Annotated in this window: 13 protein-coding genes, 1 tRNA gene and 1 pseudogene; 8 read left to right on the forward strand and 7 right to left on the reverse strand. The window is 70.1% G+C overall.

Annotated features, from left to right (window positions below; genetic code table 11):
- Nucleotides 1-101 precede the first annotated feature (101 nt).
- Nucleotides 102-1,157 (forward strand): biotin/lipoate A/B protein ligase family protein, encoded by a 1,056-nt coding sequence (locus ACIREE_RS13710; protein ID WP_404150641.1) that lies wholly within the window; start codon nt 102-104, stop codon nt 1,155-1,157.
- Nucleotides 1,158-1,246: 89 nt separating this feature from the next.
- On the opposite strand, the gene ACIREE_RS13715 is transcribed toward ACIREE_RS13710, so the two are convergent.
- On the reverse strand, nt 1,247-1,972 hold the full coding sequence (locus tag ACIREE_RS13715) for a FadR/GntR family transcriptional regulator (protein ID WP_404150643.1): 726 nt from the start codon (nt 1,970-1,972) through the stop codon (nt 1,247-1,249).
- Nucleotides 1,973-2,049: 77 nt separating this feature from the next.
- A complete protein-coding gene (locus tag ACIREE_RS13720) occupies nt 2,050-2,832 on the reverse strand; it encodes an SDR family NAD(P)-dependent oxidoreductase (RefSeq protein ID WP_404150645.1) in 783 nt (260 codons plus the stop codon).
- A 145-nt stretch (nt 2,833-2,977) separates the two neighbouring features.
- Between ACIREE_RS13720 and ACIREE_RS13725 the strand changes: the two genes are divergently transcribed.
- Nucleotides 2,978-4,969 carry a beta-galactosidase gene (locus ACIREE_RS13725; protein ID WP_404150646.1) on the forward strand — a complete coding sequence of 664 codons (1,992 nt, stop codon included), beginning with the start codon at nt 2,978-2,980 and terminating at the stop codon, nt 4,967-4,969.
- Between the two features lie 42 nt (nt 4,970-5,011).
- Here the strand turns inward: ACIREE_RS13725 and ACIREE_RS13730 are convergent, their stop codons facing one another.
- Entirely contained in the window at nt 5,012-5,953 is a 942-nt protein-coding gene (locus ACIREE_RS13730; protein WP_404150647.1) for an aldo/keto reductase, read from the reverse strand.
- Between the two features lie 83 nt (nt 5,954-6,036).
- Here ACIREE_RS13730 and ACIREE_RS13735 point away from each other — a divergent pair, with 83 nt between their 5' ends.
- Nucleotides 6,037-6,639 (forward strand): TetR/AcrR family transcriptional regulator, encoded by a 603-nt coding sequence (locus ACIREE_RS13735; protein WP_404150649.1) that lies wholly within the window; start codon nt 6,037-6,039, stop codon nt 6,637-6,639.
- A 137-nt stretch (nt 6,640-6,776) separates the two neighbouring features.
- A complete protein-coding gene (locus ACIREE_RS13740) occupies nt 6,777-7,733 on the forward strand; it encodes a lytic polysaccharide monooxygenase (RefSeq protein WP_404150651.1) in 957 nt (318 codons plus the stop codon).
- Between the two features lie 70 nt (nt 7,734-7,803).
- Here the strand turns inward: ACIREE_RS13740 and ACIREE_RS13745 are convergent.
- The 4 genes from ACIREE_RS13745 to sucC all read right to left on the reverse strand — a co-directional run bounded on the left by ACIREE_RS13745 (nt 7,804) and on the right by sucC (nt 11,764).
- Nucleotides 7,804-7,888 (reverse strand) — tRNA-Leu (locus ACIREE_RS13745).
- Nucleotides 7,889-8,034: 146 nt separating this feature from the next.
- A complete protein-coding gene (locus ACIREE_RS13750) occupies nt 8,035-9,588 on the reverse strand; it encodes an aldehyde dehydrogenase family protein (RefSeq protein WP_404150653.1) in 1,554 nt (517 codons plus the stop codon).
- Between the two features lie 140 nt (nt 9,589-9,728).
- Nucleotides 9,729-10,613, reverse strand: coding sequence for a succinate--CoA ligase subunit alpha (gene sucD, locus ACIREE_RS13755; protein WP_404150654.1), 885 nt, complete (start codon nt 10,611-10,613; stop codon nt 9,729-9,731).
- An 11-nt stretch (nt 10,614-10,624) separates the two neighbouring features.
- Complete coding sequence (gene sucC / locus ACIREE_RS13760; RefSeq protein ID WP_404150656.1) at nt 10,625-11,764, reverse strand: ADP-forming succinate--CoA ligase subunit beta; 1,140 nt, start codon at nt 11,762-11,764, stop codon at nt 10,625-10,627.
- Between the two features lie 189 nt (nt 11,765-11,953).
- Here sucC and ACIREE_RS13765 point away from each other — a divergent pair, with 189 nt between their 5' ends.
- The 4 genes and pseudogenes from ACIREE_RS13765 to ACIREE_RS13780 all read left to right on the forward strand — a co-directional run bounded on the left by ACIREE_RS13765 (nt 11,954) and on the right by ACIREE_RS13780 (nt 18,556).
- The gene (locus ACIREE_RS13765; protein WP_404150658.1) at nt 11,954-13,648 is read left to right on the forward strand and encodes a thiamine pyrophosphate-binding protein; all 1,695 of its coding nucleotides are present in this window, start codon (nt 11,954-11,956) and stop codon (nt 13,646-13,648) included.
- Nucleotides 13,649-13,663: 15 nt separating this feature from the next.
- Complete coding sequence (gene frc / locus ACIREE_RS13770) at nt 13,664-14,893, forward strand: formyl-CoA transferase (protein WP_404150660.1); 1,230 nt, start codon at nt 13,664-13,666, stop codon at nt 14,891-14,893.
- A gap of 3 nt (nt 14,894-14,896) precedes the next feature.
- Nucleotides 14,897-17,050 carry an acetate--CoA ligase family protein gene (locus tag ACIREE_RS13775; protein WP_404150662.1) on the forward strand — a complete coding sequence of 718 codons (2,154 nt, stop codon included), beginning with the start codon at nt 14,897-14,899 and terminating at the stop codon, nt 17,048-17,050.
- Between the two features lie 121 nt (nt 17,051-17,171).
- Nucleotides 17,172-18,556: pseudogene (locus tag ACIREE_RS13780) on the forward strand (OFA family MFS transporter).

Raw genomic sequence — 18,556 nt, forward strand, 5'->3', positions numbered from 1 at the left:
TTCCGCCACAACGCGGGTGATCGGCGGCGCGTTAGCGTGGACCACAACATTCAGGGAACATCCGTGGATTCCGTAACATCCGCGGCGGAAGGCGGCACACAGTGCACGGCGAGTACAAGATCCCCGGCGGCAAGCTCGTCGTCGTCGATGTCGAGGTGACGGACGGCGCGCTGCGCGACGTCCGGGTGGCGGGCGACTTCTTCCTGGAACCGGACGACGCGCTCCTCGCTATCAACGCCGCGCTCGAAGGCGCCCCGGCCGACGCGGACCAGCCCGCGCTCGCCGCCCGCGTCGAGGCGGCGCTGCCGCCCGGCACCACCATGCTCGGCCTGACCACCGACGGCGTCGCCACGGCCGTGCGCCGCGCGCTCGCCCAGGCCACCGACTGGAGCGACTACGACTGGCAGCTCATCCATGACGCCCCGCAGTCCCCCGTGCTCCACATGGCGCTCGATGAAGTGATGACGGAGGAAGTCGCGCTCGGACACCGCCCGCCGACCCTGCGGGTGTGGGAGTGGGACCGCCCGGCGGTGATCATCGGCAGCTTCCAGTCGCTGCGCAACGAGGTGGACGCCGAGGGCGTGGCCCGGCACGGGGTCACCGTGGTGCGGCGGATCTCCGGTGGCGGCGCGATGTTCGCCGAACCGAAGTCGACGATCACGTACTCGCTGGCCGTCCCCGAGTCCCTGGTCTCGGGTCTCTCCTTCCAGGACTCGTACGCCTACCTCGACGACTGGGTGCTGGGCGCGCTGGCCGACATGGGCATCAAGGCCTGGTACCAGCCGCTCAACGACATCGCCACCGACGTCGGCAAGGTCGCGGGCGCCGCCCAGAAGCGGGTCGTGGCGGGCGCCGGCGCCGTACTCCACCACGTGACCATGTCCTACGACATCGACGCCGACAAGATGGTCGAGGTGCTGCGCATCGGCCGCGAGAAGCTCTCCGACAAGGGCACGAAGAGCGCCAAGAAGCGGGTCGACCCCCTGCGGCGGCAGACCGGCCTGCCGCGCGAGGAGGTCATCGCCCGCATGATCGACTCGTTCCGGGACCGCTACGGGCTCACCGAGGGCCGCGTGAGCGACGCGGAGCTGGCCCGGGCCGAGGAGCTCGTCGCCACCAAGTTCGGTACCGAGGAGTGGACGGCGCGAGTGCCGTAGGTCAGCAGTAGCGCGGCGGTCGGCAGGGCGAACGCCTCGGCTGCCGGGGCCTCGGCTGCCGGGGCCTCGGTTCCCGGGGCCTCAGGAGGTCACCTGCCGCGCACCTTGCCCAGGTCCCGTACGGCCTGGTCGAGGAGGCGGCGCATGGCCGACTCCGCGGCGTCGGCGTCCTGCGCGCGGACCGCGTCGAGCACGGCCCGGTGGCTCGGCACCGGATCCCCCGGGCCCGCCGGGCTCTCCGCTCCGTGGACGAGACGATCGCGCACGGCCAGGCCGCTGGAGATCACCATCTCCATCCGCTCCAGGAGTTCGTTGTGGGAGGCGGCCAGCAGGGCCCGGTGGAAGGCGAGGTCGGCCAGGACCGCGTCGGCCCCGCCGCCGACGGCCCGGCCCATGGCGTCGAGCGCGGACTCCAGCGCGTCGATGTCCCCCTGTGTGCGGCGCTCGGCGGCGAGCCGGACCGCGGCGGGCTCGACGATCGCGCGTACCTCGCCGAGGTCGTGCAACAGCGGGTTCGGCGCGCCGGGCGCGACCGGCTCCGCGGACTCGAACTGCCAGCGCAGCACGTCGCGGTCGAGCAGCAGCCAGTCCGCGCGGGGGCGCACGAACGTGCCGCGTTTCTGCCGGGCGTCCACCATCCCCTTGGCCGCGAGTACCTTCAGCGACTCCCGCAACACGGTGAGGCTGACGCCGAGTTCGGCCTGGAGCGCGGCGAGGTCCAGCGTGTCGCCCTCGCCGATCCGGCCGCTGAGCACGCGGTGGGCGATGACCTCCACGGTCTGGCCGTGGACCCCGCGGCGCGCGTAGCCCTCCATGCTTGCCTGCCGTTCTCTCGTGTTTGGCGCGGGTAGCGCGGGTAGATCGGTGTTCCGTTGGGGCCGGGCCCCGGCCGTCACGCGGAGGACTTGACCACGCTCCAGCCGCCGTCGACCAGCAGGCTGGAGCCGGTGACGTACGACGCCTCGGGCGAGGCGAGGAAGGCGATGGCGGAGGCGACCTCGGCGGGAGCGCCGAACCGGCCCGCGGCGGTTCCGGCGACGCTCGCCGCGCGCTCGGCCTCGGGCACCCGGTCCCAGATCCCGGTGAGGATCGGGCCCGGCAGCACGGCGTTGACCCGCACCTCGGGCCCGTACTCGACGGCGAGTTGGCTGCTCAGCGAGAGGAGCCCGCCTTTCGCCGCCGCGTAGGCGGGATGTCCGGGGATGCCGTGGTGGGCGTGTACCGAGGAGACGAGGACGACGGCTCCGCGCTCGGCACGCAGATCGTCCAGGCAGGCGCGCACGCCGAGGAAGGCCGCGGTCAGACCGACGGACAGCTGCCGGTTCCAGGAGTCGGGGGATGTCGCGTGCGCAGGGGCGACCTCGACCTGCACGGCGTTGCTGACCAGGACATCGATCGGGCCGAACTCGCGCGCTGCGGCCACGACTTGGGGCCAGCACTCCTCGTCGGCCACATCCGCGCGGACGAACACGGCCCGGCCGCCGCCCTCCCTGATCTCCTTCGCGACAAGAGCTCCGCGGGCCTCGTCCACGTCCGCGAGCACCACGGCCGCGCCCTCCTCGGCGAGGCGCCGCGCGGTGGCGGCGCCGATACCCGCGGCGGCCCCCGTGACGACGGCGGTCCGGTCGGCGAAGCGGTCGGTGATGCGGCCTGCCGGGCGGGGGTCCTGCGTCATGAGGCTGCTCCTTGTCGCGGCACGGAGAGGGGCACGGGCAGAGGCTCAGGTACGGGATCGGCCTTCACAATACTTCGTAATTAATTGATAGTTGAGGCCGCACGGCAACTCCCCGCGTCCCGGCGACCCGAAGGTGTGTCCCCGCATGACAGCAGAGAACCGGCTCCACTTCGGCGGCGACTACAACCCCGAGCAGTGGCCCGAGGAGACCTGGGCCGAGGACATGCGCCTGATGAAGGAGGCCGGGGTCACCATGGTGACGGCCGGGATCTTCTCATGGGCGAAGGTCGAACCCCGGCCCGGGGTATACGAGTTCGGCTGGTTCGACCGCGTCATGGACCACCTCGGTGACGCCGGGATCCGCGTCTGCCTCGCCACCATGACCGCGTCGCCGCCACCGTGGCTGTCCCGGCTGCACCCGGAGATCCTGCCGGAGACGGAGGACGGCCGCCGCACATGGCCCGGCGGCCGCCAGCACTACTGCCCCTCCAGCCCCGTCTACCGCGCCCACGCCACCCGCCTCGTCGAACGGCTCGCGACCCGGTACGCCGAGCACCCGGCCCTGGACACCTGGCACGTCGGCAACGAGTACGGCTGCCACACCCGGCGGTGCTTCTGCGATGTCTCGGCCGCGGACTTCCGCCGCTGGCTGGGCGAGCGCTACGACACGGTCGACGCCCTCAACGACGCCTGGTCCACGGCCTTTTGGTCACAGCGCTACGACAGCTTCGAGGAGGTACTGCCACCTCGGCTCGCGCCGACCTTCGCCAACCCGGCCCAGCAGCTGGACTATTGGCGCTTCAGCGACGACGCGCTGCGCCAGTGCTATCTCGCCGAGCACGCGGTGCTGCGCCGCGTCACGCCGGACCTCCCCATCACGACGAACCTGATGCCGCAGCACAAGCCGGTCGACGCGTTCGCCTGGGCTCCGCATCAGGATGTGATGTCCCTCGACTACTACCAGGACCCGTACGACCCGCAGGCCCATCTCGGCGCCGCCCTCACCTTCGACGTGATGCGCTCGGCGCGGCACGGACAGCCCTGGATGCTGCTCGAACAAGCACCGGGCGCGGTCAACTGGCGGCCACGCAACGGCCCCAAGAAGCCCGGCACCATGCGCCTTTGGAGCTGGCAGGCGGTGGCCCAGGGCGCCGACGCGGTGCTGTACTTCCAGTGGCGTCAGTCGCGGGGCGGCGCCGAGAAGTTCCACTCGGCGATGCTGCCGCACACCGGGGCGGAGACCCGCATCTTCCGTGAAGTCAGCGAACTGGGGCGTGAGTTGGATTCCGTACCGGAGATCGCCGGCACCCGGTCCCGTGCGGACGTGGCGCTGCTGACGGACTGGAACAGCTGGTGGGCGCTGGAGCTCGACTCGCATCCGTCCACCGCTCTCGACCAGACGCTCATCAACCGCGCCCACCATCAAGCCCTGTTCGAGGCAGGCGTCACCTGCGACATCATCCCGCCGGACCGCGATCTGACCGGCTACCGACTCGTCGTCGTCCCCAACCTCTATCTGCTGAGCGAGGAGAACGCCCACCGCCTCGAGTCGTACGTGGAGGGCGGCGGCCACCTCCTCGTCTCCTTCTTCTCCGGCATCGTCGACACGTGCGACCGGGTCCAACTCGGAGGCTATCCGGCCTACTTGCGCCGTCTTCTCGGCCTGCGCACCGAGGAGTTCTGGCCGCTCGCCGAGGGCGCTTCCGTATCCGTGGAAGGCGAGCTGAACGGTTCGGCCGACCTGTGGTCCGAGGCCATCGGCCTGGAGGGCGCCGACGCCGTCGCCCGTTTCGCGGACGGCGACCTCGCGGGCCACCCAGCGGTCACCCGGCACACCTACGGATCGGGCACAGCCTGGTACGTCGGCACCCGCCTGGAACCTGGCGCGCTGCGCGCCCTGATGGACCGGGTACGCGCCGGGGCCGGTGTCCGGCCGGTGCTCCCCGGGCTGCCCGAGCACGTCCAGGCCACCGTCCGCGAGAGCGCGGACCACAGCTTCCTGTTCCTGCTCAACCACGGCGCGAGCAGCGCCCTCGTGGAACTGCCCGCGCCCCTGCGCGACCGGCTGCGCCCCTCGGCGGAGCCGACCGCCACGGTCACGCTGCCGCCGCGCGGCGTCGCCGTGCTCCAGCGCTGACCGACCTACGTGGCGATGCGGGCCGGTGCCGCCAGAACGGCCCTAACCGTGCTCGATGTCCCCGGCACGGGTCGGGACGGCGTCGAGCGCGGCGAGCGTCGCGTCGTCGAGCGTGACCGTGCCCGCGTCGACGTTCGCCCGCAGGTGCTCCGGGTCGGCGGTGCCCGGGATGAGGAGCACGTTCGGGGCGTGGTGGAGCAGCCAGGCAAGGCCGATCTGCGCGGGGGTGCTGTCGAGCGCCCGCGCCGCGGCGGCGACGGCGGGCTCGTCGGTCACCTTCGGCATGCCGGGGAAGGCGCTGCCGAGCGGGAAGTACGGCACCCAGGCGATGTTCTCGGCGAGGCAGAGCCGCAGCATGTCCTCGTCGTCGCGCGCCACGAGGCTGTAGGCGTTCTGCACGCAGGCGACGCCCACCGGGAGTGCCTGGCGCAGCTGGTCCGGGGTGACGTTGCTGACGCCGATCGCACCGATCTTGCCCTCGTCGCGCAGGGCGGTCAGCACGGCGAGCTGGTCGTCCATGTCGACGACCTGGTCACCCTCGGCGCGCAGCCCGGGGCCGGTGTCGGCACGGCGCAGATTGACGAGGGGCACCTGGTCGAGCCCCAGGGTCTTGAGGTTGTCCTCGACGCCGGACCGCAACTGCTCGGGGCGCTGCGCGAGGCGCAGCGGGATGGGTCCGTCGGCGTCGGGTTCGGCGCCGACCTTGCTGACCACGATGACGTCGTCCTCGGGGCGCAGCGCTTCGGCGATGACCTCGTTGGAGAAGCCGTGCCCGTAGAACTGGGCGGTGTCGATGTGATCGACGCCGAGCTCGACGGCGCGGCGCACCAGCGCGACGGCGGCGCCGCGGTCGCCCCGAAGGCGTTCGAGCTGCATGGCGCCGAAGCCGACGCGGGAGACGGTGCGCCCGGCGAGCGGGCCGGGTCCGCCGGCCCGGGCCGCTCCGGTGGCTGTGAACTGGTCGGATCGGTTGATGGAAGCCATGACAGTTCCGCCCTCGTGAGACGATGAGATAAACGGAGGGACTCCGTTACCGAGACCGTAACACTAAACGGAGGGCCTCCGCTTTGACCGCGCCCGATTCTGCGACGCCCGGCCGCCCCACGGGTGCGGCCGGCCGGCCCGCCCGCGCCGACGCGCGGCGCAATCGCGAGAAGCTCCTCGCCGCCGCCCGCGCCGCCTTCATCTCGACGGACGAGGCCCCTCCCCTCGAGGCCATCGCCCGCGCGGCCGGCGTCGGGATCGGCACGCTCTACCGCCACTTCCCGACCCGCGAAGCCCTCGTAGAAGCGCTCTACTCCGCCGAGCTGGACGAGGTCGTCACCAGCGCCCCCTCGTTCCTCGACGAGCTCCCGCCCGAGGCCGCGCTGCGCGCCTTCGTGGACCGTTACGCCGCGTTCTGCGCGGCCAAGCGTGGGATGTCGGACACGCTGCGCGCGGGCTGGGCCTCGGGCAGCATCGCGACGCCGGCCACGCGGGAACGGCTCACCGCGGCCATCGCGATGATCCTCGACGCCGGGGCGAAGGCGGGCACGCTGCGCGCGGACGTGGAAGCCGAGGAGGTCACGATGATGCTTCTCGGCGTGTTCCTCTCCACCACGTCGATCAACCGCCCGGAGAAGACAGGACGCCTCCTGAACCTCGTGGTCGACGCTGTGCGCCCTGCCTGATCCGGACGCCTGGGCCGTCCCCGACTGAGGCGTCCCCGACCGAGGCGTCGCCGGACGCGGCAACCTTTTCCGTTCCGGCGGCGACAAGAGGGTGAGCCGTTCATCGGAAACTTCGGAAACACCCGAAGGAGACGTCCATGACCGTTCCCCGCTTATGCAGAGCCGCCGCTCTCTCCGGTGCCCTCGGCATCGCCGCCGCGGCCGTGCTGGCTTTCCCCGGCACGGCCTCGGCGCACGGCGTGGCCCTGACGCCCGGATCCCGTACCTACCTCTGCTACAAGGACCTGCTCGCCCACTCCTCCACCCAGATGCCGGCCAACCCCGCGTGCAAGGCGGCGGTACAGCAGGCCGGCACCACTCCGCTCTACAACTGGTTCGCGGTCCTCGACTCCAACGCGGGCGGCCGCGGCGAGGGCTACGTCGAGGACGGCAAACTGTGCAGCGCGGGCGACCGCAGCCCGTACAACTTCTCGCCGTACAACGCCGCCCGCACCGACTGGCCCGTCACCCACCTGACGTCCGGGTCCACCATCGAGGTGAAGTACAGCAACTGGGCGCACCACCCGGGCGCGTTCCAGGTGTACGTCACCAAGGAGGGCTTCGACCCGGAGCAGCCGCTGGGCTGGTCGGACCTGGAGAAGGTGCAGACCGTCCAGAACCCGCCGCACGACGGCGGCCCCGGCACCGAAGCGGGCCACTACTACTGGGATCTGCATCTGCCCGAACGCACCGGCCGCCACATGCTCTTCGTCCAGTGGGTCCGCTCCGACAGCCAGGAGAACTTCTTCTCCTGCTCGGACCTGCTCTTCGACGGGGGCAGCGGCGAGGTCACCGGACTCTCCGCCCGCGAACAGTCAGGCACCCAGGTGGCCGCGATCGGCGCGGGCAAGGCGATCACCCGGGCCGACGCGGGCCACGTCCACACGGACGCGGTGCACGCGGGCCATGCCCACGCGGCGCAGGACGAGACCCCGGCGACGGGCGGCGGCTCCGCGGGCGTCCTCGCCGCCGCGGGCGCCGTGGCCCTGCTCGGCGGCGCGGTCCTGCATCTGCGTCTGCGCAAGCCGTCCGGCGCCGGGCGCGACGACCACTGACGCTTGCGGACAGCGAAGAGCCCTGGCCGAGACAGGCTCGGCCAGGGCTCTTCGACTTCTGATTTCTCTGTGTCCGAGGGGGGACTTGAACCCCCACGCCCGATAAAGGGCACTAGCACCTCAAGCTAGCGCGTCTGCCATTCCGCCACCCGGACAAGGTGTCTGTCGTTCACGGCGTGTTCCCCGCGGCGACATGGACAACAATACCAAGGTTTCGGAGTGGCTTTCACCTGCGTATCCGACCCTCGTGACCTGGGGCTTTACAGTCTCACCAGGAGTGACGGGGCCGTTACGTCCGCGGTCAGGGCATCAAGTGGTACTCCGGAAAGTTCCCGGGCAGCCGCTCCCCCGCCTTGCCTTCCGTGACGGCCCTGATCAGCAGTTCGCCGCCGACGAACGCGCCGCGCCAGGACGCGCCGAAGCCGCCGAACAGCTCCTCGCGGTCGCCGCGCGAGCGGGGCTTGCCGTGGCCGACCTTGAAGGCACGGATCTGCGGGGCGAGACGTTCGTAGGTCTGCTCGTCGTCGGTGGAGAGGGTGGCCACCAGTGCGCCGTTCGAGGCGTTCATGGCGGCGAGCAGCTCCGCCTCCGTGTCGACCAGGACGATCGTGTCGACCGGGCCGAAGGGTTCGGCGTGGTGAAGAGGCGATGAGGGGGGTGGGTTGAGGAGCGTGACCGGGTGGACGTAGGCGCTGGTGTCCTGGCCCGGCAGGAAGCGGTCGGGTTCGGGGGTGGAGCGGTACAGCGGAACGGCGCCGCGGTCGATCGCCTCTGCCACCTGGTCGGTCAGTTCCTTGGCCTTCGCCGCGTTGATGAGCGGGCCGAAGTCCAGCTCCGGGTAGGGGTCCGACGGGTCCGCCACGGCCAGCGGGTGACCGACGCGCAGGGTGCGGACGGCCGGCAGGTACGCGGCGAGGAACGCGTCGAAGGCGTCGCGCTGCACGACGAAGCGCGGGTAGGCGGTGCAGCGCTGCTTCCCGTAGTCGAACAGCTTGGGGATCGTCGCGGTCAGCTTGGACCAGTCGGTGAAGTTCCAGATGCCCCAGGTGTTGAGTCCCTCCTGTTCGAGGATGTGGCGCTTGCCGAGGTCGGCGACATCCGTGGCGACGGAGGCGCCGGTGTCGCGCCCGCCGACGAAGGACACGCAGCCGATCTCGAGCGCCCGCACCAGCGCCTGGGACAGCTGCCCGCCGCTGCCGCTGACGAGCGTGACGGGGATGCCCTCGCGGGCGGCGAGGGCGCAGGCCAGCGTCAGGCAGGAGACGCCGCCGTCGGTCGGGGCCTTCGCGATGACCGCGTTCCCTGCCAGTGCCTGGACCAGCATGGCGTGAACGAGCACGCTCATCGGGTAGTTCCAGCTCGCGATGTTCGACACCGGTCCTGGCAGCGGGGTGCGGTCGCCGAGCATGCCGTCGATGCCGTCGACGTACCAGCGCACGCCGTCGATGGCCCGGTCCACGTCGGCCTGGGCGAGCCGCCACGGCTTGCCGATCTCCCAGACGAGGAGCAGGGCGAGCAGTTCGCGGTGCTGGGTGAGGGCGTCGAGGGTGGCGGCGACGCGAGCCCGCCGCTCGGCGAGGGGGACGTGCCGCCAGGCGCGGTGCTGGTCGAGCGCCGCGCGTACGGCCCGGTGGGCGGTGTCCGCGTCGAGGCGCGGCGGGCCCGCGATGGGGCTGCCGTCGACGGGGGTGATGGCGGGCAGGGCGCGGCCGTCGGTCTGCCAGCCGCCGCCCCAGAGGTTGAGGACGCGGTCGTCCCGGAAGGCCTCGGGGGCGACGGCGAGGCAGCGTCGCCAGGCGTCGTCCCAGGAGGTGCCGGCCTTGAGGGTGGTGGATGTGGTGAGGGTGGTTGCCATTGCTTTGATCTCCGCTCACGGTGCACAGTCGGGGCGGGGCACTTGTCATGGCTCTTCGTGCTGGACGGGAGGTGCCCGGCCGGCACCTCCCGTATGCCAAAGGCCCTATGGATTGGGCCTGTTGACTCGTATGAGAAGCGTCACTGACCGTCCGCGAGCCGTTCGAGGACGAGGCGTGCCGTTTCCGTCGGGGTGGATCCGACGCGTACGCCGACCGCCTCCAGGGCCTCCTTCTTGGCCTGCGCCGTGCCGGAGGAACCGGAGACGATGGCACCCGCGTGGCCCATGGTCTTGCCCTCGGGTGCGGTGAATCCGGCGATGTAGGCGACGACCGGTTTGGTGACGTGGTCGCGGATGTATGCGGCGGCCCGCTCCTCGGCGTCGCCGCCGATCTCTCCGATGAGAACGACGAGTTCGGTCTCCGGGTCGTGCTCGAAGGCGGCGAGGCAGTCGATGTGGGTGGTGCCGATGACGGGGTCGCCGCCGATGCCGACACAGGTGGAGAAGCCTATATCCCTCAGCTCGTACATGAGTTGGTAAGTGAGCGTGCCTGACTTGGAGACGAGTCCGACGCGGCCTGATGTGGTGATGTCGGCGGGGATGATGCCGGCGTTGGACCGGCCGGGGGTGATCAGGCCGGGACAGTTCGGGCCGATGACGCGAGTGCCCTGGCGGCGGGCGTGCGCGTGGAAGGCCACGGCGTCGTGGACCGGGATGCCCTCCGTGATGACGACGGCGAGCGGGATGCCCGCGTCGGCGGCCTCGACGACGGCGGTTCTGGCGAAGGCGGGTGGCACGAACACGACGGTGGTGTCGGCTCCGGTGGCCTGTATGCCGGCGCGCACGCTGCCGAAGACGGGGACGGCGCGGTCATCGAGGTCGACGGTGCGGCCGGCTTTGCGGGGGTTGACGCCGCCGACCACGTTCGTGCCCGCGGCGATCATGCGGCGGGTGTGTTTCATGCCCTCGGCGCCGGTCATGCCCTGGACGAGGACCTTGCTGTCCTGGGTGAGGTAGATGGCCATGTCCCGGCTCCTTAAAGGGCGTTGGAGGTGAGGGCGAGGTCGGCTGCCTGCCGCGCCGCGTCGTCCATCGTGGCGGCCTGCCGGATCAGCGGGTGGGCGCGGCTGTCGAGGATGGCGCGGCCGCGTTCGGCGTTGTTGCCGTCGAGCCGGACGACGAGCGGTTTGGTCAGCCGGACGCTGTCGAGGGCTTTCACGATGCCGTCGGCGACGGCGTCGCACGCGGTGATGCCGCCGAATACGTTGACGAGGACGGACTTCACGGCGGGGTCGGAGAGGATGACGTTCAGACCGTCGGCCATGGTCCGGGCGGAGGCGCCGCCGCCGATGTCGAGGAAGTTGGCGGGGCGGGCGCCGCAGCCGGCGACGACGTCGAGGGTCGACATGACGAGGCCCGCGCCGTTGCCGATGATGCCGACCTCGCCGTCCAGCTTCACGTAGTTGAGGCCTTTGGCGGCCGCCTCTGCCTCCAGCGGGTCGTCGTGCGTGACCTCCTGCGCTCCCCAACGCTCGCGTCTGAAGCGGGCGTTGTCGTCGAGGGTCACTTTTCCGTCGAGTGCGAGGATCTGTCCCTCCGCCGTGCGCACGAGGGGGTTCACCTCGACGAGGACGGCGTCTTCACGGGTGAGAACGCCCCACAACCGGACGAGGACGTCGACGGTCTGCGGGGGAAGTCCGGCCGCCTCGGCGATCTGTGCGGCCTTGGCCGTGGTGACGCCCTCGGCCGGGTCGACGGGGATCCGGGCCACGGCCTCGGGCCGGGTGGCGGCGATCTCTTCGATCTCCATGCCGCCTTCGGCGGAGGCGATGGCGAGGAAGGTGCCGGCCGCGCGGTCGAGGACGTAGGAGACGTAGAACTCGGCTTCTATGTCGACGGGTTGGGCCAGCATCACCGTGCGGACGGTGTGGCCCTTGATGTCCATGCCGAGGATCTGGCGTGCCGTGATCTCGGCGGCGGCCGGGTCCGCGGCGAACCTGACACCGCCCGCTTTGCCGCGGCCTCCGGTCTTGACCTGCGCCTTGACGACGACGCGGCCGCCGAGCCTGCGCGCGATCTCGCGGGCCTCCTTCGCCGAGTCGGCGACCTCGGCTCGCGGTACCAAGATGCCGTGTTCCGCGAAGAGTTCTCTTGCCTGGTGCTCGTACAGGTCCATTTCGGCTCCTGACTCGAAAGTGCCGCACGCCCCCTGGACACCACCGATCGGATGCGGGATAACAAGGTTCATACAGTATTCGTCGACTGTATGCAATGTACGAGCGACGCACCAGAGCCGTGCCGGAGTCGTGCCTGCCACGCCCCCGACCTGCTCTTTCAATCCCCTAAGAAGGGACGGGACTTCGTCATGCCCCAGTCCGATGCGGACCACGGCCAGGAACAGATCTCCGGTGGGCATCTGGTCGCCAAGGCACTCAAGGCCGAGGGGGTGGAGGTCATCTACACCCTGTGCGGCGGCCACATCATCGACATCTACGACGGCTGCGTCGACGAGGGCATCGACGTCGTCGACGTACGCCACGAACAGGTCGCCGCGCACGCCGCCGACGGTTACGCGCGCATCACCGGCAAGCCCGGCTGCGCCGTCGTCACGGCAGGACCCGGCACCACCGACGCCGTCACCGGTGTCGCCAACGCGTTCCGCGCGGAGTCACCGATGCTGCTCATCGGCGGCCAGGGAGCCCATACCCAGCACAAGATGGGGTCTCTGCAGGACCTGCCGCACGTCGACATGATGACCCCGATCACCAAGTTCGCCGCGACGGTGCCGGACACCGCGCGGGCGGCCGACATGGTCTCCATGGCGTTCCGCGAGTGCTACCACGGGGCGCCGGGGCCCTCCTTCCTGGAGATACCCCGCGACGTGCTCGACGCGAAGGTGCCGGTGGAGAAGGCGCGGGTGCCCAAGCCCGGCCAGTACCGGGCCTCCACCAAGTCCGCCGGTGACCCGGAGGCCATCGAGAAGCTCGCCGACCTCCTGGTGCACGCCGAGAAGCCGGCGATCCTGCTCGGCAGCCAGGTATGGACGACGCGGGGCACGGCGGACGCCATCGACCTGGTGCGCACCCTGAACGTACCCGCCTACATGAACGGCGCGGGCCGTGGCACCCTGCCGCCCGGCGACCCGCACCACTTCCAGCTGTCGCGCCGCTACGCGTTCGCCAACGCCGACCTCATCATCATCGTCGGCACGCCCTTCGACTTCCGTATGGGCTACGGGAAGCGGCTGTCGCAGGACGCGACCGTGGTGCAGATCGACCTCGACTACCGCACCGTCGGCAAGAACCGCGATGTCGACCTCGGCATCGTCGGCGACGCGGGCCTCGTCCTCAAGCAGGTGACCGAGGCCGCCTCCGGGCGTATCAACGGCGGCGCGGCCAAGCGCAAGGAGTGGCTCGACGAACTGCGCGCCGCCGAGCAGACGGCGATCGAGAAGCGGCTGCCGAGCCTGCGCTCCGACGCCTCCCCCATCCACCCCTACCGGCTCGTCAGCGAAATCAACGACTTCCTTACCGAAGACTCGATCTACATCGGCGACGGCGGCGACATCGTCACCTTCTCCGGGCAGGTCGTGCAGCCCAAGTCGCCCGGCCACTGGATGGACCCCGGGCCGCTCGGCACGCTCGGCGTCGGCATCCCCTTCGTCCTCGCCGCCAAGCAGGCGCGGCCCGACAAGGAGGTCGTCGCCCTGTTCGGCGACGGCGCCTTCTCCCTGACCGGGTGGGACTTCGAGACGCTCGTGCGCTACAACCTCCCCTTCGTGGGGATCGTCGGCAACAACTCCTCGATGAACCAGATCCGGTACGGCCAGAAGGCCAAGTACGGAGATGAGCGCGAGCGCGTCGGCAACACCCTCGGCGACGTCCACTACGACAAGTTCGCCCAGATGCTGGGCGGTTACGGCGAAGAGGTCCGCGACCCCGCCGACATCGGTCCGGCACTGCGCCGCGCGCGCGAGTCGGGCAAGCCGTCGCTGATCAACGTATGGGTCGATCCGGACGCGTACGCCCCCGGAACCATGAACCAGACCATGTACAAGTAGTGAGGTGAGTCCCTCGTGACCAAGGCTCTCGAAGGCATACGCGTCCTCGACATGACCCACGTCCAGTCGGGGCCCTCCGCCACCCAGCTCCTCGCGTGGCTCGGAGCGGACGTCGTCAAACTGGAGGCCCCGACCGGGGACATCACACGCGGGCAGCTGCGTGACATCCCGGACGTCGACTCCCTCTACTTCACGATGCTCAACTGCAACAAGCGCAGCATCACCCTCAACACCAAGACGGAGCGCGGCAAGGAGCTGCTGACCGAGCTCATCCGCCGCTCCGATGTGATGGTCGAGAACTTCGGGCCCGGAGCCGTCGACCGCATGGGGTTCACCTGGGACCGCATCCAGGAGATCAACCCGCGGATCGTGTACGCGTCCATCAAGGGTTTCGGCGAGGGCCCGTACACCAACTTCAAGGCGTACGAGGTCGTGGCCCAGGCGATGGGCGGCTCCATGTCGACCACCGGCTTCGAGGACGGGCCGCCGCTCGCCACCGGCGCCCAGATCGGTGACTCCGGAACCGGCATCCACGCCGTCGCCGGCATCCTGGCCGCCCTGCTCCAGCGGGAGAGCACGGGGCGCGGGCAGCGGGTGAACGTGGCCATGCAGCACGCGGTGCTCAACCTGTGCCGCGTCAAGCTGCGCGACCAGCAGCGCCTCGCGCACGGCCCGCTGGCCGAGTACCCGAACGAGGACTTCGGCGACGAGGTGCCACGCTCCGGGAACGCCTCGGGCGGCGGACAGCCCGGCTGGGCCGTCAAGTGCGTGCCCGGCGGACCCAACGACTACGTGTACGTGATCGTGCAGCCGGTGGGTTGGCAGCCGCTGAGCGAGCTGATCGGACGGCCCGAACTCGCCGCCGACCCGGAGTGGGCCTCCCCGCAGGCACGCCTTCCCAAGCTCAACAAGATGTTCCAGCTGATCGAGGAGTGGTCCTCGACGCTCCCCAAGTGGGAGGTCCTGGAGAAGCTCAACGCGCACAACATCCCGTGCGGCCCGATCCTCTCCACCAAGGAGATCATCGAGGACGCCTCGCTCGTCGCGAACGAGATGGTCGTCGAGGTGGAGCACCCGCAGCGCGGCTCCTTCACCACGGTCGGCTCCCCGCTCAAACTCTCCGACTCCCCCGTGGACGTCACCAGTTCCCCGCTGCTCGGTCAGCACAACGAAGAGGTCTTCGTCGGTGAACTCGGGCTCGGCGACGAGGAGTTGCTCCTGCTCAAGTCGAACGGAGTGATCTGATTGATGGCCGAGGACCGTGAGCTGACGGTACGCGCGCTGCTCGACGCCGTACGGGCCGAGGGACGCGCGGCACTCACCGCGCCGGAGGGGAAGGTGATCGCCGACGCATACGGGATCGCCGTCCCCGGCGAGGACCTGGCCACCGATGTCGACGAGGCGGTGGCGGCCGCGGCGCGCTTCGGCAAGCCCGTGGTGCTGAAGATCGTCTCCCCTGACATCCTGCACAAGACCGACGCGGGCGGTGTCGTCGTGGGCGTGGAGGGCGCGGCCGACATACGCGCCGCGTTCCACCGGATCATCGAGAACGCGCGCGCGTACGCGCCCGATGCCCGCATCGAGGGTGTTCAGGTGCAGGAACTGCTGCCCACTGGTCCTGACACGCAGGAGGTCATCGTCGGGGCGGTCACCGACCCGACGTTCGGCAAGGTCGTCGCCTTCGGGCTCGGCGGCGTGCTGGTGGAAGTACTGAAGGACGTCACTTTCCGGCTCGCTCCGGTGGACGCCGACGAATCGGTCGGAATGCTCGACTCCATCCGTGCGGCCGAGGTACTGCGCGGGGTGCGCGGCGCACGGGGCGTCGACCGATGGGCGCTGGCCGAGCAGATCCGCCGCGTCTCCCGGCTGGTCACTGATTTCCCGGAGATCGCCGAGGTCGACCTCAACCCGGTCATCGCCACCCCCGAGGGCGCGGTCGCCGCCGATATCCGGGTGATCCTCGCCGCGGGGGCGCCGAAGCCACGGCGTACGTACACCCGCGAGCAGATCCTCACCACGATGCGGCGCCTCATGCAGCCGCGCTCGGTCGCCGTGATCGGCGCGTCCAACGAACAGGGCAAGATCGGCAACTCGGTCATGCGCAACCTCATCGACGGCGGCTTCTCCGGAGAGATCCATCCGGTGAACCCCAGGGCCGATGACATTCTGGGCCGCAAGGCGTACAAGAGTGTCACGGAAGTCCCCGGTGAGGTGGATGTGGCGGTCTTCGCGATCCCCGCCAAGTTCGTGGCAGCGGCCTTGGAGGAGGTGGGACGCAAGGGGATCCCGAACGCGGTGCTCATTCCGTCCGGCTTCGCCGAGACCGGGGAAGTGGCCCTCCAGGACGAGATCGTGGCCATCGGTGAGAAGCACGGGGTGCGGCTGCTGGGTCCGAACATCTACGGCTACTACTCGACGTGGCACGACCTGTGCGCCACGTTCTGCACGCCGTACGACGTGAAGGGCGGCGTGGCACTCACCTCGCAGTCCGGTGGCATCGGGATGGCCATCCTCGGCTTCGCGCGCACCACGAAGACGGGTGTCTCGGCGATCGTGGGGCTCGGCAACAAGTCCGACCTGGACGAGGACGACCTGCTCACCTGGTTCGGCGAGGACCCCCACACCCAGTGCATCGCGATGCACTTGGAGGACCTCAAGGACGGGCGCGCCTTCGTGGAGGCCGCGCGGGCGACCGTACCGAAGAAGCCCGTCGTCGTCCTGAAGGCCGGGCGGACCGCCGCGGGCGCGAAGGCCGCCGGGTCGCACACGGGCGCCCTGGCCGGCGACGACGCCGTGTACGACGACATCCTCAGGCAGGCCGGTGTCATCCGGGCCCCGGGCCTGAACGACATGCTGGAGTACGCGCGGGCGCTGCCCGTGCTGCCCGCACCGCAGGGCGACAACGTCGTGATCATCACGGGTGCGGGCGGCTCCGGTGTGCTGCTGTCGGACGCCGTGACGGACAACGGGCTCCAACTGATGGAGATCCCGGCCGACTTGGACGCCGCCTTCCGGAAGTTCATCCCGCCCTTCGGGGCCGCGGGCAACCCCGTCGACATCACGGGGGGCGAGCCGCCGTCGACGTACGAGGCGACGATCCGCCTCGGCCTGGAGGACCCGCGCATTCACGCGCTCGTGCTCGGCTACTGGCACACCATCGTCACCCCTCCCATGGTCTTTGCGGAGGTAACGGCCCGCGTGGTCCGGGAGTTCCGGGAGCGCGGCATCGAGAAGCCCGTCGTCGCGTCGCTGGCCGGGGACGTCGAGGTCGAGGAGGCCTGCCAGTACCTCTTCGAGCGCGGCGTGGTCGCGTACCCGTACACGACGGAGAAGCCGGTGGCCGTACTGGGTGCCAAGTATCAATGGGCGCGCGCCGCGGGGTTGTTGGGGGGCGGCCGATGAGGTGACCGCGACGGGTCCGGCCGGCGGTGTGCGCCGGCCGGACCCAGGACCCGCGCGCACACGAAAGCAATTTGGACAGGGGGCGCTGGCCGAATCTTTCGATGCAAGGGGTGCGACCGTCATGACCACAACCGATCTGTCCGCTGCCGTCCCCTACAGGGAGGTGGCGGACGTCAACGGCCGGGTGTACCGGGTCGGCGAGACCGATATCGACATCATGGGCCGCAAGCGCAAGTGGATGGTGATCCTGCCCTGGGTGGGCATGATGGGGATCTCCTCCGCCGAGTACGCCTTCGCGTCCGCAGAGGACACCCTGCACACCGCGCACGACTGGAACAGCCTGCACATCTTCTGGATGATGACCGTGTGGGTGTTCTTCCAGGCCGCCGTGGCCTTCCCCGCGGGCAGGCTGCGTGAGAGCGGCAGACTGCCGGCCCGCTGGGCGATGATGATCGGCGCTTCGGGCACCTTCATGGGGTACCTGTCGCTGGCCCTCGCGCCGCACGTCGTCGTCGCCTACATCGGCTTCAGTGTGCTGAGCGGCATGGGCGCGGGCATGGTGTACGCCACCTGCGTCAACATGGTGGGCAAATGGTATCCGGAGCGCAGGGGCGGCAAGACCGGATTCGTCAACGGCGGCTTCGCCTACGGTTCGGTGCCCTTCGTCTTCCTGTTCACCGGCTACATGGACCTGACCAACTACCGCTGGGTGCTGCTCTCGGTGGGGGTCCTGCTCGCCGCGATGGTCGCGTCCGCCGGCTACTTCTTCAAGGACCCGCCGAAGAACTGGTGGCCCGCGAACATCAACCCGCTCCCCCGCCCGAGGACCCGCGTGCCCGCCGCTCCCTGGAGAAGAACCCGCCGGCGGTCAAGCAGTACACCCCCATGGAGGCCTGGAGGACGGGCCGGGTGGCGCTCATGTGGTTCTGTCTGGCCTGCACCTCCGGTGTGAACATCTTCGGCATCGCCTTCCAGGTCGACATCGGCGAGGAGGCGGGCTTCGCCGGAGGGATCGTGGCCACCGCGATGTCGCTCAAGGCGATCGTCAACGGCACCGGGCGCGGCGTCATCGGCTGGCTCTCCGACCGGTACGGCCGCAAGCAGTGTCTGCTCGCCGTGTGCGTCATCCTCGGGCTCGCCCAGTTCGGCATCCTCTGGTCGGCCGAGGCCAAGAATCTGCCGCTGTTCCTGATCTTCTCCGCGGTCTCCGGCTTCGGCGGCGGCGCCATCTTCCCGATGTTCGCGGCTCTCACCGCGGACTACTTCGGCGAGAACAACAACGCGACGAATTACGGAATGGTCTACAGCTCCAAGCTCGTCTCCGGTCTCGGCGCGGGTCTTGGCGCCCTGGTCGTCGGCGCCTGGGGGCATTCCGGTGCCTTCATGCTCGCGGGCTGCATCTCGTTCTTCGCCGGCTTCATCGCGCTCTTCCTGTCCCCACCCGGCAGGCCCAAGTCCCGTGACATTCGACCCAATCCGCAACCGCTCGGTGAGGAGATGGCTTGA

It is taken from the genome of Streptomyces sp. NPDC102467, from assembly GCF_044765445.1.
Lineage (GTDB): Bacteria > Actinomycetota > Actinomycetes > Streptomycetales > Streptomycetaceae > Streptomyces.